The sequence below is a fragment of the Mycobacterium sp. E1747 genome, assembly GCF_001667775.1.
GTDB lineage: Bacteria > Actinomycetota > Actinomycetes > Mycobacteriales > Mycobacteriaceae > Mycobacterium.
The window spans coordinates 1-23939 of the sequence record NZ_LZJI01000203.1 but is presented as its reverse complement, the minus strand read 5'-3'; the positions used below and the strand labels follow the sequence as shown (position 1 = coordinate 23939).

19 protein-coding genes are annotated in these 23939 nt (G+C 66.5%); 6 read left to right on the top strand and 13 right to left on the bottom strand.

The window, feature by feature from the left end; genetic code table 11:
- Nucleotides 1–150: 150 nt before the first annotated feature.
- The 6 genes from adhP to A5695_RS20845 all read right to left on the bottom strand — a co-directional run bounded on the left by adhP (nt 151) and on the right by A5695_RS20845 (nt 8150).
- Nucleotides 151–1212 carry an alcohol dehydrogenase AdhP gene (adhP, locus tag A5695_RS20870; RefSeq protein WP_068086565.1) on the bottom strand — a complete coding sequence of 354 codons (1062 nt, stop codon included), beginning with the start codon at nt 1210–1212 and terminating at the stop codon, nt 151–153.
- Nucleotides 1213–1241: 29 nt separating this feature from the next.
- Nucleotides 1242–2765 (bottom strand): aldehyde dehydrogenase family protein, encoded by a 1524-nt coding sequence (locus tag A5695_RS20865; protein WP_068086562.1) that lies wholly within the window; start codon nt 2763–2765, stop codon nt 1242–1244.
- A 98-nt stretch (nt 2766–2863) separates the two neighbouring features.
- On the bottom strand, nt 2864–4153 hold the full coding sequence (locus A5695_RS20860; protein ID WP_369830218.1) for a transcriptional regulator: 1290 nt from the start codon (nt 4151–4153) through the stop codon (nt 2864–2866).
- Between the two features lie 286 nt (nt 4154–4439).
- Nucleotides 4440–5687 carry a cytochrome P450 gene (locus A5695_RS20855; protein WP_068086555.1) on the bottom strand — a complete coding sequence of 416 codons (1248 nt, stop codon included), beginning with the start codon at nt 5685–5687 and terminating at the stop codon, nt 4440–4442.
- On the bottom strand, nt 5684–7102 hold the full coding sequence (purB, locus tag A5695_RS20850; protein WP_068086552.1) for an adenylosuccinate lyase: 1419 nt from the start codon (nt 7100–7102) through the stop codon (nt 5684–5686). Before purB ends, A5695_RS20855 begins: the two co-directional genes overlap by 4 nt.
- A 385-nt stretch (nt 7103–7487) precedes the next feature.
- Nucleotides 7488–8150: a TetR/AcrR family transcriptional regulator gene (locus A5695_RS20845; protein ID WP_068086549.1), complete on the bottom strand. Its 663-nt coding sequence runs from the start codon at nt 8148–8150 to the stop codon at nt 7488–7490.
- A gap of 73 nt (nt 8151–8223) precedes the next feature.
- On the opposite strand from A5695_RS20845, the gene A5695_RS20840 reads away from it, so the two are divergent.
- Together A5695_RS20840 and A5695_RS20835 are read left to right on the top strand one after the other, a co-directional pair.
- Nucleotides 8224–9132: an alpha/beta hydrolase-fold protein gene (locus tag A5695_RS20840; protein ID WP_068086546.1), complete on the top strand. Its 909-nt coding sequence runs from the start codon at nt 8224–8226 to the stop codon at nt 9130–9132.
- 75 nt (nt 9133–9207) lie between these two features.
- Nucleotides 9208–10791, top strand: coding sequence for a gamma-glutamyltransferase family protein (locus tag A5695_RS20835; protein ID WP_068087055.1), 1584 nt, complete (start codon nt 9208–9210; stop codon nt 10789–10791).
- On the opposite strand, the gene purD is transcribed toward A5695_RS20835, so the two are convergent.
- Nucleotides 10785–12056 (bottom strand): phosphoribosylamine--glycine ligase, encoded by a 1272-nt coding sequence (gene purD / locus A5695_RS20830; protein WP_068086543.1) that lies wholly within the window; start codon nt 12054–12056, stop codon nt 10785–10787. The two genes, A5695_RS20835 and purD, sit on opposite strands and share 7 nt — an antisense overlap.
- 50 nt (nt 12057–12106) lie before the next feature.
- The gene (locus tag A5695_RS20825) at nt 12107–12469 is read right to left on the bottom strand and encodes a MarR family winged helix-turn-helix transcriptional regulator (protein ID WP_231974922.1); all 363 of its coding nucleotides are present in this window, start codon (nt 12467–12469) and stop codon (nt 12107–12109) included.
- A 127-nt stretch (nt 12470–12596) separates the two neighbouring features.
- Here A5695_RS20825 and A5695_RS20820 point away from each other — a divergent pair, with 127 nt between their 5' ends.
- Nucleotides 12597–13682 (top strand): aldo/keto reductase, encoded by a 1086-nt coding sequence (locus A5695_RS20820; RefSeq protein ID WP_068086537.1) that lies wholly within the window; start codon nt 12597–12599, stop codon nt 13680–13682.
- Here A5695_RS20820 and A5695_RS20815 read toward each other — a convergent pair.
- On the bottom strand, nt 13676–14884 hold the full coding sequence (locus tag A5695_RS20815; protein ID WP_068086534.1) for a serine hydrolase domain-containing protein: 1209 nt from the start codon (nt 14882–14884) through the stop codon (nt 13676–13678). The genes A5695_RS20820 and A5695_RS20815 overlap by 7 nt on opposite strands.
- A gap of 141 nt (nt 14885–15025) precedes the next feature.
- On the opposite strand from A5695_RS20815, the gene A5695_RS20810 reads away from it, so the two are divergent.
- Nucleotides 15026–18349: a LuxR family transcriptional regulator gene (locus tag A5695_RS20810; RefSeq protein WP_068086531.1), complete on the top strand. Its 3324-nt coding sequence runs from the start codon at nt 15026–15028 to the stop codon at nt 18347–18349.
- Here the strand turns inward: A5695_RS20810 and A5695_RS20805 are convergent, their stop codons facing one another.
- Genes A5695_RS20805 through A5695_RS20790 form a run of 4 tightly spaced genes read right to left on the bottom strand, consistent with a single transcriptional unit; the run spans nt 18350 to nt 21920 of the window.
- On the bottom strand, nt 18350–18784 hold the full coding sequence (locus tag A5695_RS20805) for a carboxymuconolactone decarboxylase family protein (protein ID WP_068086529.1): 435 nt from the start codon (nt 18782–18784) through the stop codon (nt 18350–18352). It lies immediately after the preceding gene.
- On the bottom strand, nt 18784–19641 hold the full coding sequence (locus A5695_RS20800; protein WP_068086526.1) for an NAD(P)-dependent oxidoreductase: 858 nt from the start codon (nt 19639–19641) through the stop codon (nt 18784–18786). The genes A5695_RS20805 and A5695_RS20800 overlap by 1 nt, the downstream gene beginning before the upstream one ends.
- Nucleotides 19642–19685: 44 nt before the next feature.
- Nucleotides 19686–20435 (bottom strand): SDR family oxidoreductase, encoded by a 750-nt coding sequence (locus A5695_RS20795; protein ID WP_067269394.1) that lies wholly within the window; start codon nt 20433–20435, stop codon nt 19686–19688.
- A gap of 18 nt (nt 20436–20453) precedes the next feature.
- Nucleotides 20454–21920: an aldehyde dehydrogenase gene (locus tag A5695_RS20790; protein ID WP_068086523.1), complete on the bottom strand. Its 1467-nt coding sequence runs from the start codon at nt 21918–21920 to the stop codon at nt 20454–20456.
- 208 nt (nt 21921–22128) lie between these two features.
- Here A5695_RS20790 and A5695_RS20785 point away from each other — a divergent pair, with 208 nt between their 5' ends.
- Nucleotides 22129–22767, top strand: coding sequence for a TetR/AcrR family transcriptional regulator (locus A5695_RS20785; protein WP_068086520.1), 639 nt, complete (start codon nt 22129–22131; stop codon nt 22765–22767).
- The coding region (locus A5695_RS20780; protein ID WP_068086517.1) for a cytochrome P450 at nt 22764–23939 on the top strand (1176 nt) is incomplete at its 3' end. The genes A5695_RS20785 and A5695_RS20780, both read left to right, overlap by 4 nt.

Sequence of the window (23939 nt, the reverse complement as noted above, 5' to 3'; positions counted from 1 at the left end):
TGCTCGGACCTACTGACCCGAATCGCCTCGGACACAACAGGATCGACCAACGCCGACGTGTCGCCAAGCTCGCGGCCCTCGACCACATCCCGCGGCATTCGTGGAGAATCTATTCGGCGATAGCGTCCAATTGTCTATCGTTTGCGGTGATTACCGGTAGTCGATCACGATACGACCGTCGATCTGGCCGCGCTCCATACGCTCGAAGACGCCATTGATGTCCTCGAGCGTGGCGCTTTCCACCGTGGGATGGATCAGTCCGCGGGCGTAGAAGTCCAGTGCTTCGATCATGTCCTGGCGGGTACCGACGATCGAACCGCGGATCGTCAGGCCTTTCAACACGATGTCGAAGATCGGCGCGGGGAAGTCGCCCGGTGGCAGCCCGTTGAAAACGATTGTGCCGCCGCGGCGCGCCAGCCCGATGGCCTGGCCGAATGCCTGCGGATGCACGGCGGTGACCAGCACGCCGTGCGCGCCGCCGGTGGCCTTCTGTACCTCCTCGACCACATCGTGGTTGCGGGCGTTGACGGCGATTTCGGCGCCGAGTCGGGTGGCCAGGGCCAGCTTGTCATCGTCGATATCGATGGCCACCACGCGCAAGCCCATGGCGCGGGCGTACTGGACGGCCACGTGACCGAGGCCGCCTATTCCGGAGATGGCGACCCACTGGCCGGGCCGGGTGTCGGTCACCTTCAGGCCCTTGTAGACCGTTACGCCGGCGCACAGGATGGGGGCAACCTCCAGCGGATCGGCTCCCTCGGGGATGCGGGCGGCGTAGGCGGCATTGACGAGCATGTAGGTGCCGAAACTCCCGTTGACGGTGTAGCCCCCGTTGCGTTGGTTTTCGCACAAAGTCTCCCAGCCGGTGCGGCAGTGTTCGCAGCTGCCGCACGCCGACCACAGCCAGGCGTTGCCGACTTTGTCGCCGACCTCAAGATCGGCGACGCCGTCGCCGAGCGCGACCACGATCCCGCAACCCTCGTGGCCGGGGACGAACGGTGGCTTTGGCTTGACCGGCCAATCGCCATGTGCGGCATGAAGATCCGTGTGGCACACGCCGGAGGTCTCAAGTTTGACCAGCACCTCCCCGTAGCCGGGGGTCGGCAGGGCGAGTTCCTCGATGCGCAACGGCTGGCGGAATTCGGTGACGACCGCCGCGCGCATGGTTCCGGTCGCTTGGGATGTGCTTGAGGCAGCAAGGGTTTGGGTCATGACGGTTCCAATCGTTGGAGGGATCTCGGTCAGAAGAAGCCCTGGGCCTTGGTGCTGTAAGACACCAAGAGGTTCTTCGTCTGCTGGTAGTGGTCGAGCATCATCTTGTGGTTCTCGCGGCCGATGCCCGACTGCTTGTAGCCGCCGAACGCCGCATGGGCCGGGTAGACGTGGTAGCAATTCGTCCACACGCGGCCAGCCTTGATGTCGCGGCCAGCGCGGTAAGCGGTGTTGCCGTTGCGGGACCACACACCGGCACCCAGTCCGTACAGGGTGTCGTTGGCGATCCGGATGGCGTCGTCGTAGTCGGTGAAGGAGGTGACCGCGACGACCGGGCCGAAGATCTCTTCCTGGAAGATCCGCATGGTGTTCGTGCCCTCGAAGATGGTGGGCTGCACATAGTAACCGCCGTTGAGGTCGCCGCCCAGTTCGGCGCGCTCACCACCAGTGACGACCCGGGCGCCTTCGTCCCTACCGATCTCGATGTAGGACAGGATCTTCTGGAGCTGGTCGTTGGAGGCCTGCGCTCCGATCATCGTTTCGGTGTTCAGTGGATCGCCCTGACGCACCGCCTTGGTGCGGATCGCCGCCAGCTCGAGGAACTCGCCATATATGTCGGCCTGAATCAAGCCGCGCGACGGGCACGTGCACACCTCGCCCTGGTTGAGGGCGAACATCGTGAAGCCCTCCAACGCCTTGTCCTGGTAATCGTCGTGGGCGGCCAGCACGTCGGAGAAGAAGATGTTCGGGCTCTTGCCGCCCAACTCCAGCGTCACCGGGATCAGGTTCTGGCTGGCGTATTGCATGATCAGCCGCCCGGTCGTGGTCTCGCCGGTGAAGGCGACCTTGGCGATCCGGTCGCTCGACGCCAGCGGCTTGCCGGCCTCGACGCCGAATCCGTTGACCACGTTGACCACACCGGGCGGCAGCAGATCACCGATCAGACTCATCAGGTACAGGATCGACGCGGGCGTCTGCTCGGCGGGCTTGAGCACGACGGCGTTGCCGGCGGCCAGCGCCGGGGCCAGCTTCCACGTCGCCATCAGGATCGGGAAGTTCCAAGGGATGATCTGGGCGACGACACCCAGCGGTTCGTGGAAGTGATAAGCCACGGTGTCGTGGTCGACCTGGCTCAGCGAGCCCTCCTGGGCGCGGATGGCCCCGGCGAAATACCGGAAGTGGTCGATTGCCAGCGGGATGTCGGCGGCCAGCGTCTCGCGGATCGGCTTACCGTTGTCCCAGGATTCGGCCAACGCAAGCGATTCGACATTCGCTTCCATCCGGTCGGCGATGGTGTTCAGGATCGCCGCCCGTTCGGCCGCGGTCGTCTTGCCCCAGGCGGGAGCCGCCGCATGGGCGGCGTCGAGCGCCGCGTCGACGTCGGCGTCGGTCGATCGCGGCACCTCACAAAATGCGGCACCGGTCACCGGCGTCGGATTCTCGAAATACCGGCCACCCGCCGGCGGCACCCATTCGCCGCCGACGAAGTTGCCGTAGCGGGACTCGAACGTCATCAGTGAACCGGGTTCGCTCGGACGTGCGAATACGGTCATGCGGCCACCTGCCTTATCGACTAGTTGTGTCGGCTGTCACACAAGGTAGGTAAGGGGGGGTTGCAGCACGGTTGCACACGTTGCGATGCCGAGGCGGCTTAGGTGAGGTCGAAGTCGAGACCGGCCAGATGGCCCTGCGCTTGCGCCCGTTCCGGCGAGCCGATCGGTGAGCGGTCATGCAGCATCTGCCACCCGTGCCGGTCGTCGCGCGCCTCGGGCAATTTCAGCCAATCCGCGAGGAGGACAATATTGTTCGACGCGATGACAGCTGCGCGGAGGGTACTGGCGAGTTCGGCGCGCAACCTCGCCACACCCGGCGACGCCGATTGCGGCAACAGCGCGCCGGCGTAGCAGCGGAGCGCTTCCGCGACGTCGCCGCGGCGCACCGCGTCGAAAACATCACCGATATCGCTGGCGATGGGTTCGGTGAGCCGGTAAGGGCGCGAGCTGATCAGGCGCTCCCCCACCACGCGTCGCAGCCGCGACATCTCGGCGCGGATGGTCACCACATCGAGATCCCTGTCGTCGAGCAGCACTGCGAGGTGGTCCGCGCTGAGCCCCTCGGGGTGCCGGTCGAGGAGGACCAAGATATCGGCGTGGCGGCCGGTCAAGACCGCGGGCGGGCCCCCCGCCAGGCGGCAGGTGGGGCGTGCCGCGCCAAGCACCGTCAGCCGCGCCTCGCCGGAAACCACCGGCCCGCGGGCGCTCGCGCACAACAGCGCCAGGTGGTTCTCCACCGCGACGCCCGTCGCACGCATCAGCCCCAGCGTCTGCGGCGAGGCGACACTCTCGCCGCCGGTGATGTCGATGGCGCCGATCAGAGCACCGGTCGTCGGATCATGCAGGGGCACCGCGGTGCAGTTCCATGGCTGCACAAGGCGACAAAAGTGTTCCGAACCTCGGATCTGGAGTTCACGATCCAGCGCCAGCGCGGTACCGGGCGCGTTGGTCCCCGCACCACGCTCACTCCAATCGGCACCGGGCACGAAATCCATCAACTCGGCTTTCCGGCATGCCTCGCGGTCGCCGTCCACCCATAACAGCGTCCCGTCGGCTGCGGTCACCGCGACGACGACACCCGACGCGGCGGCATCGTCGATCAGCAGGCGACGGATGACGGGCAGGGCCGGTGCGAGCGGGTGGGCACTGCGCAACCGCTCTACCGTGACCGGCGCCGAAGAGGTCTGTCCACCACCGCGGTCCGGGTCGACACCCGTCGCCAGACTGCGCCTCCAGCTGTCCGCGACGAGACGTCGCACCGGAGTGGAATCGAGATAGGTCGAACCGACTTGACCCCCGACGAAGAGCTCGTGCAACTCGTGCAGCGCCGGCGCCGAAAGCCGCGGCGCAGCTACTCCGTCCGCACTCTTCATCCTCGTCACCAACAATACAATCGTCGCGCCACCAGTGATTCAGCAAGCGCGTGAGCTCACGATACTGAAATCCAGCTGAACCGACATAGGGACCTTTGGCCCCGTTCGGGAAGGCTTACGACTGCGGAGATTCGGGTGCACCACCACGCGGCAGTTAACCGGGTTGTGCATCGAGCGACACTAGTCACAGGCTGGCCGCCCGCACGGGGTCCACCGGGCAGCCCTGGCCAGCGATCGGATCGCCAGGCTGGCAATTGTCACGCGGACCGTCAGGGTCCAGCTATCTGCCTCGAACGGATCGTCACCGCTCCTCGCGGAGTTCCACGACCAGGTGACGGATGCCGGTGTGCCGATTACTGCGAGCCCATTCGACCGGCCGGACCACCCGCACCGCGCCAAACCGGGAGAACAGCTCCTCGTAGAGCACGCGCAGTTCCAACCGGGCCAGATTGGCGCCCAGGCAGTAGTGCACGCCCTGACCGAAGCCCAAGTGCGGATTGGGCTTTCGGGTGATGTCGAATTCGTCGGCGCGCTGAAATGCACCGGGGTCCCGGTTCGCCGAGCCCTCCCAGACCTGGACCTTTTGCCCCGCCAGGATCGACTGCCCGCCCAACGTGACGTCGCGCGTGGCGGTGCGCCGTTTGGACGGCGACGGCGAGGTCCACCGCACGATCTCCTCCACGGCGGTCGGCAGCGCGTCGAGATCCGCACGCAGGACCCGCAACTGCTCCGGGTGGTCGGCCAGCGCCAGTAGGCCGCCGGCGACCGCATTGCGCGTCGTCTCCGCGCCGGCGCTGAACAGCAGGCTGAAGAACAGATAGAGCTCGAGATCCGACAGCGACGGCGCGTCCAAGTCGTCGACCGTCGCGTTCGCGACGACCGACAGCATGTCGTCGGTCGGCTCCGCTCGCTTCGAGGCGATCAACCGCTGGCCGTAGTCGTACATCCGCGACCCGGCCTCCTCCACCGACAGCTGCGATAATTTGGCCTTGCGTGAACCGCCGAAATCGAACTGCGGCTCGATGGCCTCGAACAGCCAATGTCGTTCGGACTCGGGCACTCCCAGCAGAATGCAGATCATCTGCATCGGCAGTTCGGCGGCGATGTCGACCAGAAAGTCGAACGGTTCGCCTGGCACCACCGCATCGAGCAGCCGGCGCGCCCGCGCCCGCAGATCATCCTCGACCAGCCGGATCATTCGCGGCGTCAGCCCGGAGCTCACGAGTCGCCGGATCAGGGAATGGCGCGGATCGTCCATCATGTTGAGCACCTGCCCGGCGATCGCCAGGTCCTGCAGCAACGTGCCGCCATAGGGACGCCCGCCGCCGGTGACCGAGGAATATGTCGTCGGGTCCTTGAGCACCTCAAGGGTTTCCGGATACGTCGCGACGGACCAGAAGCCCTCGCCGTCGGGCGTGTTGTCGGTCGGCTCATGCCAGTACACCGGCGCCTCGCGGCGGTGGATGGCAAACAGGTCGTGCGGAAATCCGTTGGCGAAGTTGTCCAAATCGGTGAAGTCGATCCCCGCGAGCGCGCCGGCGAGGGTCACAGGATCGCGCCCGGAGCGTACTTGGCGGCGTCCGGGTACCGGCTCACCAACGCCTCCACCAACGCGGCGACCTCGTCCACCTGGTCACCGGCGGCGCCGATGAACGCCTTCTTGTCGGCCAGCGCGGCGTCCAGCGCCGCCCGGTCCAGCGGCAGCCGCTCGTCGGCGGCCAACCGGTCCAGCAGGTCAGGCTCCGCGCCGCGTTCCCGCATCGCCAGGGCCGTCGCGACCGCATGCTCGCGGATGACGTGATGCGCGGCCTCGCGTCCCATGCCCGCGCGGACGGCGGCGATGAGCACCTTGGTGGTGGCCAGGAACGGCAGGTAGCGGTCCAGCTCGCGGGCGATCACCGCCGGGTAGGCGCCGAACTCGTCGAGCACCGTCAGGAACGTCTCGATCTGTCCGTCAATCGCAAAGAAGCTGTCCGGCAAGGCAACTCGGCGCACCACCGAGCAGAACACGTCGCCCTCGTTCCACTGGGCGCCCGCCAGCTCGGCGGCCATCGAGGCGTAGCCGCGCAGCACCACCTGCAGCCCATTGACCCGCTCACAACTTCGGGTGTTCATCTTGTGCGGCATCGCCGAGGACCCGACCTGGCCCGGCGCGAACCCCTCGGTGACGAGCTCGTGCCCGGCCATCAGCCGGATGGTGTGGGCCATCGACGAGGGCCCGGCGCCCAGCTGGACCAGAGCCGAGAGCACGTCGTGGTCCAGCGAACGCGGGTATACCTGCCCAACGCTGGTCAAAACGCTTGCGAAGCCCAGGAATTCGGCTACTCGCCGCTCCAGTTCGGCCAACTTGTCCGCGTCGCCGCCCAGCAGGTCCAGCATGTCCTGGGCGGTGCCCATCGGACCTTTGATGCCGCGCAGCGGGTAGCGGTCGATCAACTCGCGCAGTCGAGTCAGCGCGATGAGCGTCTCTTGCGCGGCAGAGGCGAACCGCTTGCCCAACGTGGTTGCCTGCGCGGCGACGTTGTGACTGCGTCCGGCCATCACCAGATCGCGGTAGGCCACCCCCCGCTCCGCGAGCCGCGCCGCGACGGCCACGCCGTGGGAGAACACCAGTTCCAGCGACCGCCGGATCTGTAGCTGCTCCACATTCTCGGTGAGGTCGCGGCTGGTCATGCCCTTGTGCACGTGTTCGTGGCCGGCCAGCGCGTTGAATTCTTCGATGCGAGCCTTGACGTCGTGGCGCAGCACTCGCTCGCGGTCCGCGATCGAGGCCAGATCGACGTCCTCGAGCACCCGCTCGTAATCGGCGATCGCGTCCTGCGGGACGTCCACACCCAGCTCCGCCTGCGCCCGCAGCACCGCCAGCCACAGCCGGCGTTCCGCGACGACCTTGGCCTCCGGCGACCAGATCGCGACCATCTCCGCGCTGGCGTACCGGGTGGCCAGGACGTTCGGAATGCTCACAGACATAGAGCTTACGATCGGCCCGCCCCGCCGACCGGCTTGCGGTCACATTGGCCACATCTGCCTCTGCGCCGCTGGTCTCAAGTGCCCGCCTCCGAGCGCTCACCGCCGCCGGATATCGCTGCGAGGCGGGCACACCCACCAACCCTCCCGGGGCGGGGACCGTGCGGCCCATGTGACGGCCACCGGCCCCATACCCTGGGCAGGATGTATTTCGCCGGCCTCGAATCTGGCCTGGGCAGGGCGCAAACCCCACGGGAGTGGCGGTCGTCGACAGCGGGGGCCACCTCGTGCACATCGGCGCCGCAGGCGAGGATCCGATCGACGCCGTCGTCTGCGCCTACGTGGCGCTGTACGCACAACGCTGCCCGGCCGACGTGACGATCTACGGCGACTTCGCCACCGGGTACATCGTGACGCCATCGCTGCCCGCCGACCGCGCGGGCCGTTGATCGATCGGCGCGAGCACGTCGATGAGGTCGACGACCGTCCCCAGCGCCGCCGCGCGAGGATCACGACCCTCGACCAAAGCGGACACCACGGAACCGTCCACCGCGCAGATCAGCGTGCATACCAACTCGATGTGCACCGTGCGGCCCGATCGCTCGATGGCCTCGGCCACGGCCTCGGCGCGCTGCCGCAGGCTGCGCCGCATGGTCTCGCGCAGTGCCGGCAGGCGGGTGCACGCGATGTGCCGCTCGTAGCGCGAAATCAATTGGTCGCTGAGTCCCGGGCTGGACACGTCGCCGACAAGCAGGTCCACCAACACCTCGGCGATGGTTTCCGGACCGCGACGCCGGCGGGAAAGCGCGGTAACTCGTGACCGCAGCTGCGCCACCTCGATCATCGCGATGTGTTCGACGGCGCGCGCGATCAAATCGTCAAGGGACGAGAAGTAATACGTCGTCGACGCCAAGGGGAGTCCGGCACGCCGAGCGACGGCGCGGTGCCGCACCGCCTCGAAGCCGCCCTCGGCGAGCAGCTCGGCGGCCGCGCTGACAAGCGCATACCGTCGACGTTCTCCCTTGGGAGTAACCGCTGCCGTCACGAGTAGCCATCGTGCCAGCCAAAGTGGTACTGCATTGCCATTTCCGCCAAACGGCCCGCCAAACGAACATGGCATGATGGCCCGCATGCCCGACCTGAGCCGCCGTGCCTTGCTGGGCCTCGGAGCCAGCGCGGCCGCGGGCGCGGTCGGCACTTATGCCCTCGACATTCTGTTCAAGCCCCGACCGTCCCAGGCCATGCCGGTGTCGCCGGTCGGCACCCGCGCGCCGCTGGCGCCGCCCCCGTCCGCTCCCCTCGAGCCGGCTCAGCCGGCGCCCACCATGGTGACCGGTTCCTTCGTCTCGGCGGCGCGCGGCGGCATCAACACCAACTGGGCGATCGCGCGCCCGCCCGGGCAGACCAAGACGCTGCGACCGGTGATCGCGCTGCACGGTAAAGGCAGTGACGCGTCGACGGTGATGGCCGGCGGCGTCGAACAGGGTTTGGCGCAAGCCGTCAACGCCGGGCTGCCACCCTTCGCGGTGGTCGCCGTGGACGGCGGGGGCAGCTATTGGCACAAGAGGACCTCCGGCGAGGACAGCGGAGCCATGGTGCTCGACGAGCTCATCCCCCTGCTGGGCAACCAGGGCCTGGACACCTCACGGGTGGCATTCCTGGGGTGGTCGATGGGAGGTTATGGCGCGTTGCTGCTCGGTGGTCGGCTGGGTCCGGCGCGCACCGCGGCCATCTGCGCGGTCAGTCCCGCACTATGGCTGTCCTCCGGCGCGGCTGCACCCGGCGCGTTCGACGGGCCCGACGACTTCGCGGCGAACTCGGTGTTCGACACGCCGGCGCTGGCGTCAATTCCGATCCGGATCGATTGTGGTGACAGCGATCCGTTCTACGGCGCCACCAAGCAATTCATCGCCCAACTGCCCCATCCACCGGCGGGCGGGTTCTCACCTGGCGGGCACAACGCGGAGTTCTGGAGTTCGCAACTGCCGGCCGAGCTGACCTGGATGGCGCCGCTGTTGACGGCGTGATTGCGCGTGGCCACCGAGCGTCACGCCAGCGCGGCGCTGGGCACCGAGCGTCACGCCAGCGTTACCCTCGCGAGGGTGACCGCACCCTTCGATTGGGAATTCCCGTACGCGTGGCCGCGAAAGCCCATCCTGGCGGGAAACGTTGTGTGCACGTCACAACCGCTGGCCGCCCAAGCGGGTCTTCGGATGCTCGCCGAGGGTGGAAGCGCGGTGGACGCGGCCGTCGCCACCGCCATCGCCCTGACGGTGGTGGAGCCGGTATCCAACGGCATCGGCTCGGACGCCTTCGCGATCGTGTGGGACGGCCGCCAGTTGCACGGACTGAACGCGTCGGGCCGCTCGCCCGCGGCCTGGACCCCGGAATACTTCGGCGACAAGGCCGTTCCCGCGCTCGGCTGGAACGCGGTGACCGTGCCCGGCGCGGTGTCGGCGTGGACGCAACTGCATGCCAAGTTCGGCAGGCTTGCGTTCGAAAAGCTCTTTGGGCCCGCAATCGACTACGCCCACAAGGGTTTTCTGGTCTCGCCCACGGTCGCCGATCAGTGGGCGGCTCAGCTGCCGCTCTTTGCGAAGCAGCCGGGCTTCGCGGCGGCGTTCATGCCTGGCGGGCGGGCACCGAAACCCGGTGAAGTGTTCAGGTTTGCCGAGCAGGCGGCCACGCTGGAGACAATCGCCGCGACCGACGGCGAAGCGTTCTACCGCGGGGAGCTGGCAGAGCGGCTCGAGGCACACGCGCTAGCCAATGACGGCGTGATACGGGCCAGCGACCTCGCGGCCCACCGCGCCGACTGGGTGGGCACCATCAGCGGAACCTACCGTGGGTACACCGTTCACGAGATCCCGCCCAACGGCCAGGGCATCGTGGCGTTGATCGCGCTCGGGATACTTCAGCATTTCGACATGTCTTCGCTGCCAGTCGATTCGGCCGACAGTTTGCACCTGCAGATCGAGGCGCTCAAGCTGGCCTTTGCCGACGCGCAGGCCTACGTCTGCGACATCGACCACATGCGGGTCCGTCCGGAGGACCTGTTGGACGCGGAGTATCTGAGGCAGCGGGCCGGCCTGATCGACCGCAATCAGGCCAAGCCGGCGTCGGCCGGCACTCCCGGTGGCGGCACCGTATACCTCACCGCTGCCGACGCTTCGGGGATGATGGTGTCGATGATCCAGTCGAACTACATGGGATTCGGGTCTGGCGTGGTGGTGCCGGGAACTGGCATCTCGCTACAAAACCGCGGAGCGGGTTTCGTTGCGGATCAAGATCATCCGAATCGGGTCGGGCCGAACAAGCGGCCCTTCCAGACGATCATCCCGGGCTTCGTCACCAAGGACGGCGCGCCGGTGATGAGCTTCGGGGTGATGGGCGGCCCGATGCAACCCCAGGGGCACGTGCAGGTCCTGGTCCGCATCGCCGACTACGGCCAAAACCCGCAAGCGGCTTGTGACGGTCCCCGGTTTCGCTGGGTGCAGGGCATGCAGGTCAGCTGTGAGCCGGGGTTTCCCACGTCGACCCTCGACGAATTGCGTCGCCGCGGGCACGACCTGCTCGCGGTGGACGACTACAACCAGTTCGGCAGCTGCCAGGCGATCTGGCGGCTCGACGGCGGATATTTCGCGGTCAGCGATCCCCGCCGCGACGGCCAAGCCGCGGGTTACTGAATGCTGACCTTGCCTTCGGCGGCCAGCTGCGCGATGTCACCTCGAAAGTGGCTGCCGGGCAGCCGAATCGAGCCCATCAAGTGGTAAGCCTGCTCCCGCGCGGCGGCGAGGTCGGCGCCGGTACCGACCACCGACAGCACCCGACCTCCCGAAGAGACGACCTCCCCGTCGTCGCGCCGCGCCGTGCCCGCGTGCAACACGCCCTCGGCCTCGGCGCCGGCAACCACGTCCCCGACACGGGGACGGCCGGGATAGTTCTCCGCCGCCAGCACCACCGTGACGGCCGCACCGTGGTGCCAGCGCAACTTGCCGAAGTCGGCGAGCTTGCCGGTGCCCGCGGCGTAGAGCAGCTGGCCGAGCGGTGAATCCAACAACGCCAGCACGGCCTGGGTCTCGGGATCGCCGAAACGGCAGTTGAATTCGACCACCGCCGGCCCCTTGCCGGTTATCGCCAGCCCGACGTACAGCAAACCGCAGAACGGGCTGCCGCGCTGAACCATCTCAGCCGCAACAGGTTCGACGATGTTGACGACGATGTCGCGGTACACCTCGTCGGGAAGCCAGGGAACCGGTGCGTAGGCGCCCATCCCGCCGGTGTTCGGGCCGGTATCGCCGTCGCCGACGCGCTTGAAGTCCTGCGCGGGCAGCAGCGGGACGACGGTTTCACCGTCGACGACGCAGAACAGCGACACCTCGGGTCCGTCCAGGAACGACTCGAGCAGCACGGGGTGGCCCGCCTCGAGCAGCCCGGCGGCGTGCGCGCGCGCGATACCGCGATCCGCGGTCACCACCACGCCCTTGCCGGCGGCCAGCCGGTCGTCCTTCACCACCCAGGCCGGGTCACCCGCCGGAGGCCCGAACCGGTCCAGGGCGGCATCCAAATGGGCGGGGCTGTCAACGGTTTCGCTGGCCGCGGTGCGCACGCCCGCCGCGGTCATGACCTCCTTGGCGAACGCCTTGGACCCTTCGATGCGAGCGGCGTCCTTACTGGGCCCGAAGCAGACGATGCCGGCGGTTCGCAGGGCGTCTGCCACGCCCAACACCAGCGGGACCTCGGGACCGATGACCACCAGGTCGGCCCGGACCTCGCGCGCCAGAGCCACAACGTCGGGACCCGAGGTGATGTCCACGTCGTGCTGCTCGGCGACCCGAGCGGTGCCGGCGTTGCCCGGAGCGACAAATAGGTCCGTGACCTGCGGGTCTTTCCGAAGTGCCAGCAGCAGCGCATGTTCTCGCGCACCCGAACCGATTACCAGGACTCGCACGACACGTCAGACTAGCCGGGGCGAACGCCATACGCCTACGGCACCCGCGTTCACAGAACCTTTTCAAGCAGATTCTTGAGGTCGTTTCGCTGCGCGACGGTGAGCCTTTCGAGACGCTTGTCGAACTCGGCGGACAGCAGCGCCATGCCGTCGCTGGCGGCTTTGCGTCCGGCCGGGGTCAGCAGGAGTCGATGGCGCCGCAGATCGGTGGTGTCGATCTCGCGGCGCACGAAGCCGGCGGCCTCAAGCCGTTTGAGATAAACCGTGACCGTCGCCTTCGGCATGCTCAGCGTGGTCGCGAGTTCGGCAGGGTAGGGGTGCTCGTCTATCTCCGCGAGCAGGAACAGTTCCTTGGATTCGAGCCCTAGCGCGCAGATGTCAGTCTCGGCGCACGAGATGACCGACAGCAGCATCCGGTAGTTCAGCGACCAGATCTTGGCTGTATCGACCGCCGGCGCCGACTTGCCAGATCGTTCAGACATGAACTAGTTTAAAAATGAATAACCCCATAATCGAACAACCTACCAGAAAGCGGCCACCATGCCTCTGGATCAGTACGTGACACTCGGACGCTCCGGCCTGCGCGTCAGCCCGTTGTGCCTGGGGGCCATGACGTTCGGCGAAGACCTTGGCTGGGGCACCAGTGTGAACGAGTCCCAACAGATCATCGATCGATACACCGACCTCGGCGGCAACTTCATCGACACCGCCAACTTCTACACCCGAAGCCACTCCGAGAAGATCATCGGCGACCACGTCGGACGCGATCCAGGCCGCCGGGATCGCCTGGTGATCGCCACCAAGTTCAGCGGCAACTTGTATCCGGGCGATCCGAACGGCGGTGGCTCGGGCCGCAAGTCGGTGATCAACGCGTGCGAAAACTCGCTGCGGCGTCTGCAGACTGAGTACATCGACCTGTACTGGCTGCACATCTGGGACGCGAACACACCCATCGACGAGACGATGGCGGCGCTCGATGATCTCGTCCGCGCAGGCAAGGTGCGCTACATCGGCGTTTCGGACACCCCGGCGTGGAAGATCGCCCAGGCCAATCTCATCGCCCGGTTCCGCGGCTGGTCGAGTTTCGTCGGCTTGCAGGTCGAGTACTCGCTGCTGGAACGCTCCATCGAACAGGAACTGGTTCCGATGGCGTCGGAATTCGGCCTCGGCATCACGCCGTGGTCACCCCTCAAGGGCGGTGCGCTCAGCGGCAAATACACCAGGGCCAACGCCGGCAGGCAGGACCCCGGTCGCGGCGCGATGGTCAACGCCTTCCTCAACGAAAAGACCTACGCGCTGATCGACGAACTCGAGACCCTCGCCAAGGCCCACGACACGACCGTCGCCAGCGTGGCGCTGGCCTGGGTGCGGGCGCAGCCCGGCGTCTCGTCCGTCATCATCGGGGCACGCAGGCTCTCGCAGCTCGACGACAACGTCCGCGCCGTCGATGTCGGCCTCAGCGCCGACGAACTGGATCGGCTCGATGGGCTGACCAAGCCGACGTTCGGGTTTCCGAACAATATGCTGGAGATGGCGCCGGGCATTCTCAACGGTGGGACGTCGGTCAACGGCGTCTCGGGGCCGATCTCCGAGTACGCGATGCCTAAGGGCGTGCGGCCTTACTGATCACCCAGTGACTCGTAGATCAGCCGCGTGTATTTCCGCGTCCGATCGGTTCCAGCCGACGTCACTTGTCCCATCTTGTTCATCACATAAGCGAACGTAGTGCGGCGGTCGGGGCTCATGACCACCATTGACCCGCCCCAACCACCCCAATAGCAGGTCCTCTCGTCGGGGATGTCAGGCACCGCCTCCGGGTGGGGCAAGGCAAACCCGATGCCCCACCGTGCCGGCATTGCAAGCACCAGATCGGTGCCATTGGCCTGCTCCTCGAAGATCAAGTCGATGGTGTCAGGCCCTAGGAGCCGGACGCCATTGACTGTGCCGCCCAACGAGATCGGCGAGAGGGCCCGGACCAGCGAACGCGCGTTGGCGTGTCCGTTGGCCGACCCGATCTCCGCCCGGCGCCACGCGGAAGTCTCGGCAGCCAAGGCCGTCTCCGAGGCGGGCGGGATCGCAACGAACGTCTTGTACATCGGATGGTCATGGGGAAGCGCTTCGAACGGCACGTCCAGCGGAGGCGGCGGGACCAGCTCGGCGATTCTGTGGTCGTCTTCGGGCCGCGCACCGATCTGCAGGTCAGCGCCGAGCGGCTCGGCGATCTCTTGTCGCACAAACTGTTTCAGAGTCATGCCGGTGACTCTGCGGACCAGCTCGCCGACGAGGTGGCCAATGGTCACCGCGTGATATCCCGACGCGGTGCCCGGTGGCCACCACGGCGCCTGCCCGGCGAGCTGAGAAGTGGATTTCTCCCAGTCGTACACGTCCTCCAGAGCGAAGGGCGGCTCCCAGCCGGACACCCCAGAGGTGTGGCTGAGGATGTGGCGCACCTCGATGTCCTGCTTGCCATTGGCGGCGAACTCGGGCCAATACTTGGAGACCGGAGCGAACGGATCGAGCAGGCCGCGGTCGACCAGCATCAGCGCGGCCAGCGCGGTCACGTTCTTGGTGCTGGAAAAGACGTTGACGATAGTGTCTTCCGACCATTCGCGGGTTCTCGCCCTGTCGGCGTGCCCGCCCCAGACGTCCACGACGAGCTCGCCGCCGAGATCGATGGTGATCGCGGCACCGAGTTCACCGCCGGTGCCGACTTCGTCGGCCAGCGCGGCGACGAGATCCTCGAAACGGCTGTCGTAGTGACCGTGCAGCACGCCCGTTGTGAAGTGTGCATCGATCGCGTCGCCGGCAAGACTGGTCTGACCATTCATGGGTACCTCCTTCAATCCGAGAAACCCAGTGTGGGACGCCGGCCAGCGAAGAACATTGGCCAAAGTGCGTAGATCCACTGCCGAAGCTTCCGAGGGGACGTATAGGCCTTTCTGCTGATGTTTGCCGCACCTGATCGACGCATGCTGGCTAACATGACTGAGACCGAGCAGTGCGTCGACACACTGGGTTTGAACTGGAGCGATTTGGAGTTGAGCGAGCTCCCGACGGGAACGGTGACGTTGCTGCTGGCCGACGTCGAGGGTTCGACGCGGGCTTGGCAGACCCAGCCCGACGAAATGCGGGCCGCCGTTGCGCGACTCGACCAGGCACTGTCAGACCTGGTGCCCGGGCACAACGGGGTCCGTCCGGTTGAACAAGGCGAGGGCGACAGCTTCGTCGTCGCCTTCGCGCGTGCCAGCGATGCCGCCGCGTTTGCGCTCGGGCTACAGCTCACCGCGCTTGCGCCGATCCATCTACGAATCGGACTGCATACCGGCGAGGTCCAACTGCGCGACGAGGCAAACTACGTCGGGCCGACCATCAACCGCGCCGCACGGCTGCGGGACCTGGCTCACGGGGGCCAGACGGTCCTGTCCGCTACGACGAGCGATCTGCTGGCCGACGGACCGCCCGCCGAAGCGTGGCTTCTTGACCTCGGCACCCACCCGCTGCGCGACCTCCCTCGGCCCGAACGAATCACGCAGCTGTGTCACGCCGATCTCCGCAACGACTTTCCCCCGCTTCGGACGCCGAAAAGTACCGGATCGCAGCATCTCCCGCAGCAGCTGACCAGTTTCGTCGGACGCAACGCCGAGATCGAGACCGTTCGTCAGCTCGTCGCCGACAACCGGTTGGTGACGCTCACCGGCGCCGGTGGCGTGGGGAAGACGCGGCTGGCGCTTCAGGTCGCCGGCAACGCCGACGGCAATTTCGCCGACGGGGTTTGGTACGCCGACCTGGCCCCCATCACCGACCCCGAGGTTGTGCCGGTCGCGGTGACCCGGGCGTTGGGGCTGCCCGACCAGGCCGGGCGTTCGACGATGGACACCCTCATTCGTGCCATATCGGGTCGGCACATCCTCGTGGTGTTGGACAACTGCGAACACCTGATCGACGCGTCCGCCGCGCTGGTCATCGCGCTGCTGGGCGCCTCCCCGGCAGTCCGGATCCTCGCCACCAGCCGAGAACCGATCCGGGTGGCCGGGGAGATCGCCTGGGGCGTGCCCTCTTTGTCTCTCGCCGACGAGGCGGTGGCATTGTTCATCGACCGTGCCCGCCACGTTCGTCCGGATTTCACTGTGACCGAGTGCCATTCGGCCACCGTGACGGAAATCTGCCGGCGCCTGGACGGCATACCCTTGGCGATCGAGCTCGCGGCCGCACGCGTCCGCGCGCTTTCGCTGACGCAGATCCTCGACAGCCTGCATGATCGGTTCCGGCTGCTGACTGGCGGTGAGCGAACCGCGGTGCGCCGCCAGCAGACCCTGCGCGCGTCAGTCGACTGGTCGCATGCGCTGCTGACAGAGCCCGAACGGGTCCTCTTCCGTCGCGCCGCGGTGTTCCTTGGCGGATTTGACCTGAATGCGGCGCAAGCGGTTTGCACCGACAGCGAGATCGAGCGCTACCAAACCCTCGATCAGCTCACGCTACTCATCGACAAGTCACTCATCACTATCGAAGACGGTGACCTAGGGTCGCGATACCGGATGCTGGAGACGGTCCGCCAGTATGCGCTGGAGAAGCTTGGGGAGGCCGGCGAGGCCGACGCGGTGCGCGCCCGCCACCGCGACCACTATGCGGCGCTCGCGGCGGAGCTCGATGTGCCCGGGCGCATCGATCATCAGGACCGAATCGAGCAGGCCACGGTCGAGATGGACAACCTGCGTGCGGCATTCGCGTGGTGCCGTGAAAACAACGAGATCCCGCGGGCTTTGCAGCTCGCATCCGCGTTGCAAACGCTGTGGACCACTCGCGGCCGCGTGCGGGAGGGAACTGCCTGGTTCGACGCGGCGCTCGCTGACGCCGCCGCGCACGACGTAGAGGTGCCGCTCGCCGTTCGGGCCCGAGCGCTCGCGGACAAAGCCACACTCGAGGGCGCGCAAACCATCCACGAAAACATGGACGAGGCGCTGGAGGCGCTCGCACTCGCCCGCGAGATCGGGGAACCGGCGTTGCTGGTTCGCGCGCTCGCCGGTTGCGGGATCATCTTCGCTTACAACGCGGTTGCTGCCGACACCTATTTCACGGAAGCACTCGGACTTGCCCGCATGGTGGGAGATGACCGGAGTTTGAGCCAGATTCTCGCGTTTCAAGCCTTCGCGGCGGTTACCGGCAAAGGCGACCCGGTGGAGGCGCGCGCCGCAGGCGAAGAAGGCCGCGACATCGCTGATGTGATCGGCGACGGCTACGCCTCTCGCGGGTGCCGGTGGTGTATCGGATTGGCGCAGTGGTGGGAAGGCGATCTGGGCGGGGCCATAGCACAATTCCGGGAGCTGGTGGCCGAGTCGGATGCCGCCCACGACGAAACGTGGAGGATGGCCAGTCTGGTCAGCCTCGGCCACATGCTCGCCTACACCGGCCACACCGGTGCGGCCCGGGCCGCCGCGGATGCGGCCGTGGAAGCCGCCTGCGACCTCGGTTCGTTCAACCAGGGTTACGCCTACGCTGCGTTGGCCGATGCGATGCTGGCGGCAGGTGATATCGCCGCCTCGACGAAGGCCGCCGACGCGGCGTGGCAGCGCTTAAAGGTTCAACCCGAGCTGGCTGTCGTCAACGTCATTCCGCTGGCGGAGATCGCGCTGGCATTGGGGGACCTGACGGAGGCGCGCCGATGGGCCGACGATGCCATAGCTGTAGCCGCCGGCGCGCATCGGGCATTCGCACTGACCAAGCGTGCCCGGGTCGCGATCGCGCAAGGCGATTGCGGGCAGGCGCAACGCGATGCGCACGATGCGCTGAGCGCAGCGGTGGACCTCAAAGCGCTCTTCGTCATTCCCGAGGTCTTCGATTGCCTGGCGACACTTGCCATTGGCTTTGGTGCGAACCGGGAGGCTGCACGTCTCCTGGGAATGGCGAACGCGCTACGCGACCGAACCGGCTATGTGCGCTTCAAGATCTACGACGAGGCCCACAAGGCTTCCGTGGCCCGCCTGCGAGAATCTCTGGGCGATAACGACTTCGAAGGAGCATGGGCCGAAGGAGAGACCCTATCCATCGAGGAGGCTATCGCATATGCCCGACGCGGCCGCGGCGCACGCAAACGACCCGCTACGGGCTGGGAGTCACTAACACCCGCCGAGGTCAACGTGGTAAGGCTCGTCAGCGAAGGACTACCGAACAAAGACGTCGCCGCGCGCCTCTTCGTCTCGGCGCGCACCGTGCAAGCCCACCTCAGCCACGTCTACTCCAAACTGGGCATTAGCTCGAGAGTTCAGCTCGCGCAGGAGGCTTCACGCCACGCCTGATCAATCCTTGTCGCCGGAGTGCATCTTCAACGCGGCGTCCACGTTGGCCTTTTTGTCCTCTGCCGCGTTTTTGGCCTCGGCCTTCTTGCGCTTGGCGATCACGGCATCGACGGCGCCGTTGAGCGCGGAACCCAGGGGGAAACCGAGATAGTGGGTGACGAAGACCGCCATCTCCTTCAACTCGGTCTCGGTGAGCTCCCCGTTGAGCAACGCGGCATTGATCTGGATCTCGGCCAGATCGCGGTTTCCGATCGCGGTCACCGCGGTCAACGTCATGATGCGCTTGTCGCGCATCGACAATCCAGGTCGCGTCCAGATGCTGCCGAACAGATGGTCGACGGTGAGGTCGAAATACGCATCACCCTCGACATTGGGCATCTCCCAGCCGTAGACCTCGTTCATCTTCTCGAGGCCCTTGCGGCGCCGTTCTTCCATCACGCTTCTTTCTCTGTGTGTGGTACCCCAAGGCCGGCCGCCAGCCCCTCATACGCCAACCGGGCCAGCGGCAGGTCGACCGACACCGCCTCGCCCAACGCCAGCGCCAGACTCAGGTCCTTCTCGCCCAGACCACGGGTGTGCATGAACGGCTGATAGAGAAAGTGTTCTGGCTGAAGGTCATTCATGTCATCGCGGACCATGATCGCCCCCGGCCCGCCAGTGAGGGCATCGGTGTGCCGAACCACCCGGCCCAGCGCCTGCAGATCCAGGCCCGCCGCCTCGGCCAGCTTCATGGCCTCACACGCCGCGGCGTACGACGTGAAGGTCAACATGTTGCGGGCCAGCTTCATTCGCGTCCCCGCCCCTGGCTCGCCGGCGTGGATGACCACCGCCGCCCAGTGCTTGAACGCCGGCTTGATCCGCTCGTACACCTCGCGCTCGGCGCCCACCATCGTGGCCAGCTCACCTTTCGCAGCGGCGGCCGCACCGCCGCTGACGGGTGCGTCGACGACGTGAATACCTTGGGGTTTGTGTTCGGCCGCCAGCTCGACGGCGGTGGTGTCGCTGATGGTCGAATGAATCGCGATGACGGTGCCGGGCTTGGCGTGGGCGGCCAGCTCGCCAACCACCTCGCGCACCTGGGCGTCGTTGAGCACGGTGACGTGGATGATGTCGGCGGCGGCGACGTCCGCGACGCTGTCGGCCAGGCCGGCGCCCTTCTCGGCCAGCGGCGTCATCGCCTCCGTGCGGATGTCGTAAACCGTTACCCCGCCGGGCCACTCGGTCATCTTCGTGGCCATCGGGGCGCCCATGTTGCCTAGACCGACGTAGCCCAGCTTCACCTGATCTCCCACACGCGCCGCCTCCTCATCACTTCGCTCCGCGTCGTCGCCGGCGGCTATGACCGAATGATCTGTCCGCCGTCGACGTTGAAGATTTGCCCGGTGATCCACGATGCCTCATCGGAAAGCAGGAACAGGCACATCCCGACCAGATCCTCGGGAGTCCCCATCCGCGACAAGGGCAGACCCTTGACGATGTCGGCGACCATCTCCTGCGGGGTGGTCGTCCGGTTCGCCTCGGTGTCGATGGGGCCGGGCGCGATCGCGTTGATCCGGATGTTCTGGCCGCCAAGCTCACGCGAGAGCTGTTGCGTCAGACCGTTGACCCCCACCTTGGCCAGGCCGTAATAGTTCGAGTACAACCAGGCCGCCGTGGACGACTGGTTCACGATCGCCCCACCGCCGCGCTTGGCCATCTTCTTGTAGACGGCGCGGGTGCACCACAACGCGCCATCGAGGTTGACGCTCATGAACTTCTTGTAGTACTCGGGGTCGATGGTGAGCAGGAAGTCCAGCTTCATGCCCCCGAAGATCGCCGCGTTGTTGACGAGGTAGTCGATGCCGCCGAACTCCGCCAGCGTGCGATCCGCCATCGCCTTGGCCGACGCCGGGTCGGACACGTCGACCGGGATGCTGATCGCCGTTCCGCCGTCGGCGGAGATCTGCTTGGCCACCGCTTCGGCCGCCTCCGCGTTGATGTCGGCGACTACCACCGCCGCGCCCTCCCGGGCGAGCGCCTCGGCATAGGCCTGGCCGATGCCGCCGCCGGAGCCGGTGACGATGCCGACCTTGTTCTCAAACCGCATGCTCTCGAACTCCTCTACTTAGATCGCCGTCGCGATGGTCTTGATTTCCAGGTATTCCTCGAAGCCGGCCAGACCCATCTCGCGACCGTTTCCGGACTGCTTGTAACCGCCGAAGGGTGCATCGGCCGAGTACCACACGCCGCCATTGACATTGATCGTTCCCGCGCGGACCCGCGCGGCGACCCTCGCTGCCCTATCGGGATCGACGCCGAACACCGTGCCCGACAACCCGTATGGCGAGTCGTTGGCAATGCGGATCGCGTCGTCGTCCCCGTCATGCGCAATGACCGTCAGGACGGGGCCGAAGATCTCCTCGCGCGCGCAGCGCGCGTCGTTGCCCAGCCCCGCGATCACCGTCGGCTCGATGAAGAAACCGACCTCGCGGTCGGCCGGGCGGCCGCCACCGCAGGCGAACGTCCCGCCTTCGGCGATGGCCGAGTCGAGGTAGCCCTGTATCCGGTCCCGCTGACGCGCCGAAATCACCGGTCCACAGATGGTTCCGGGGTCGGTGGGGTCACCCGCCTTGATGCCACCCATCGTTGCGGCAGCGATGGCGACGGCCTCGTCATACTTCGCGCGCGGCACCACCAGCCGGGTGGTGATGGCACATCCCTGCCCGGCGTGCATGCACACCGAGAACCCTGCCATCCCCACCGCACCGCCCAGGTCGGCATCGTCGAGCACGATGAACGCCGATTTGCCGCCCAGCTCGAGGAAGACTTTCTTGATGGTCGCGGCGCCGTCGGCCATCACGGCGCGGCCCGTGGCCGTCGACCCGGTGAACGAAATCATGTCCACCCGAGGGTCTTTGGCTAGCAGCGCACCGACACCGTGGTCGCTGGATGTCACGATGTTGATCACACCGGGTGGAAAATCGGTGTGTTCGGCGATCAGTTCCCCGAGCACGGCGGCACACCAGGGCGTGTCGGGTGCCGGCTTCAGGACGACGGTATTACCGGCGGCCAGCGCGGGTCCGATCTTGGCGAGGTTGATCTGGTGGGGAAAGTTCCACGGAGTGATGGCGCCGACGACGCCGACGGCCTCTCGGGCGATAGTGCGGCGGGTGGGGATGCCCATCGGTGACGCCTCGCCGAGATCGGTGTTGTATTCGTAGGATTCGGCGGTGTCGGCCGCGAAGGCGAGGTCGTTGACGGGAACTTCGAGTTGAGCGATCGAGGTGAGCATCCGGGGCGCGCCGACTTCGGCGATGGTCAGGTCGCGTAGCTCTTCGAGGTGCTGCTGCATCGCCTTCCGCAGTTGCCGCACGCACCGCACACGTAGTTCGGTGTCGCGCGACCAGTCCGTTTCGTCGAAGGCGCGCCGGGCGGCATCGATGGCGGTATCCATGTCCTGCGCGTCGGCGTCGGCCGCCGCCCCCAGGACTTCCTCGGTCGCCGGATTGATCGTCGGGAAGGTGCCGGCACTGCCGGGCGACATCTTGCCGTCGATGAAGAGTGCACTCACGCCGTCGGCCAGCAAGGTCATCTCCCGCTCCCGTCTGTGCGGCCAATCGCGCACGCAAATCGAGTGGACAGTTGTCCGATAATCTCCGACCGAACCATAGCCGCCGCGCCATCTACGGTGCAAGAGCCGATCGCGCAGGCGGGGGCAGCTGGCCGCCGGTTGGCGCGTTGCCCTGCAAGTTTGCCGATCGTGCTTGCTTCCCGTCGCAGCTATCCGATAGCGTGGACACGTGTCCAGCGATGCCCTGGTTACTGTCTCATCCCAGGTAGGCCACCAGACCGGAGAGCCGGTGCGCAACCGCCGCCAGGAGGAGACGTTCCGCAAGGTGCTCGCGGCCGGCATCGAGACGCTGCGGGAGAAGTCCTACGCCGACCTCACGGTGCGCGCGGTCGCAGCTCGCGCCAAAGTCGCCCCCGCCACCGCGTACACGTACTTCTCGTCGAAGAACCACCTGATCGCCGAGGTCTACCTCGACCTGGTGCGGCAAGTCCCTTATTTCACCGACGTCAACGACCCGATGCCCGACCGGGTCGAGCAGGTGTTGCGCCACCTGGCCCTGGTGGTCGCCGACGAACCCGAGGTCAGCGCCGCGTGCACGACGGCGTTGCTCAGCGGCGGCGCCGAGCCCGCCGTGGCCGCCGCGCGCGACCGGATTGGCGCCGAGATACACCGCAGGATCACGTCCGCCATGGGGCCCGACGCCGATCCCACCGCCGTTTCCGCGTTGGAGATGTCCTTCTTCGGGGCGCTGGTGCAGGCCGGCAGCGGCGAATTCACCTACCGAGAGATCGCCGACCGGCTGGCCTACGTGGTGCGGCTGATCCTCACCGGCGCTGCAGAGACAAGCCAGGAGACGAGCAACGAATGACCGTTAAAGTTGGCGACCACGACCTGGTCCTCGATCCCTACGACTACGACTTCCACGAGAATCCGTATCCGTACTACAAGCGGCTGCGCGATGAGGCCCCGCTGTATCGCAATGAGGACCTGAAGTTTTGGGCGCTGTCGCGGCACCAAGACGTGCTGCAGGGATTCCGCAACAGCACGACGCTGTCCAACAAATACGGCGTCTCGTTGGATCCGGCATCCCGCGGTCCACACGCGTCCAAGACGATGTCGTTCCTGGCGATGGACGACCCCGCACATCTGCGGCTGCGGACACTGGTGTCAAAAGGGTTCACACCCAGGAGGATTCGAGAACTCGAGCCGCGCGTCACCGAGATCGCCACACGGCACCTCGACGCCATGCTGGAAAGGGCGAAAGACGGCGTGGTCGATTACGTCGACGAGTTCGCCGGGAAGCTTCCGATGGACGTCATCTCCGAGTTGATGGGCGTTCCCGAGCCGGATCGAGTTCAGGTCCGAGCCTGGGCCGACGGCGTGATGCACCGCGACGAGGGCGTCACCGACGTACCGCCGGAGGCGGTCGAGGCTTCCATCAACCTGATCGTCTACTACCAGGGCATGGTGGCTGAGCGGCGCAAGAAGCTGACAGACGACCTGACCTCGGCGCTGCTGGAGGCCGAGATCGACGGCGACCGCCTCACCGACGACGAGGTACTCGGCTTCATGTTCCTGATGGTGATCGCCGGAAACGAGACCACCACCAAACTCCTTGCCAATGCGGCCTTTTGGGGACACAAGAATCCGGATCAACTGACCCCCGTCTATGCCGACCTTTCGCTGGTCCCGCAGTGGGTCGAGGAGACCCTGCGCTACGACACGTCCAGCCAGATCCTGGCCCGTACCGTGTCCGGGGAGCTCACCCTCTACGACACCACCCTCCCTGAGGGCGACGTCCTGCTGCTGTTGCCCGGTTCGGGCCATCGCGACGAGCGGGTCTTCGAGGCCCCCGACAACTTCCTGATCGGACGCGAAATCGGGCCCAAGCTACTGAGTTTCGGCAGTGGCGCACACTTCTGCCTCGGCGCGCATCTGGCCCGGATGGAAGCCCGGGTTGCGCTCGCCGAGTTGTTCAAGCGAATCCGCGGACATTGCTCGAGTGAACGCGGACGGCGTTGGGCTCGTCCACCTCGTATC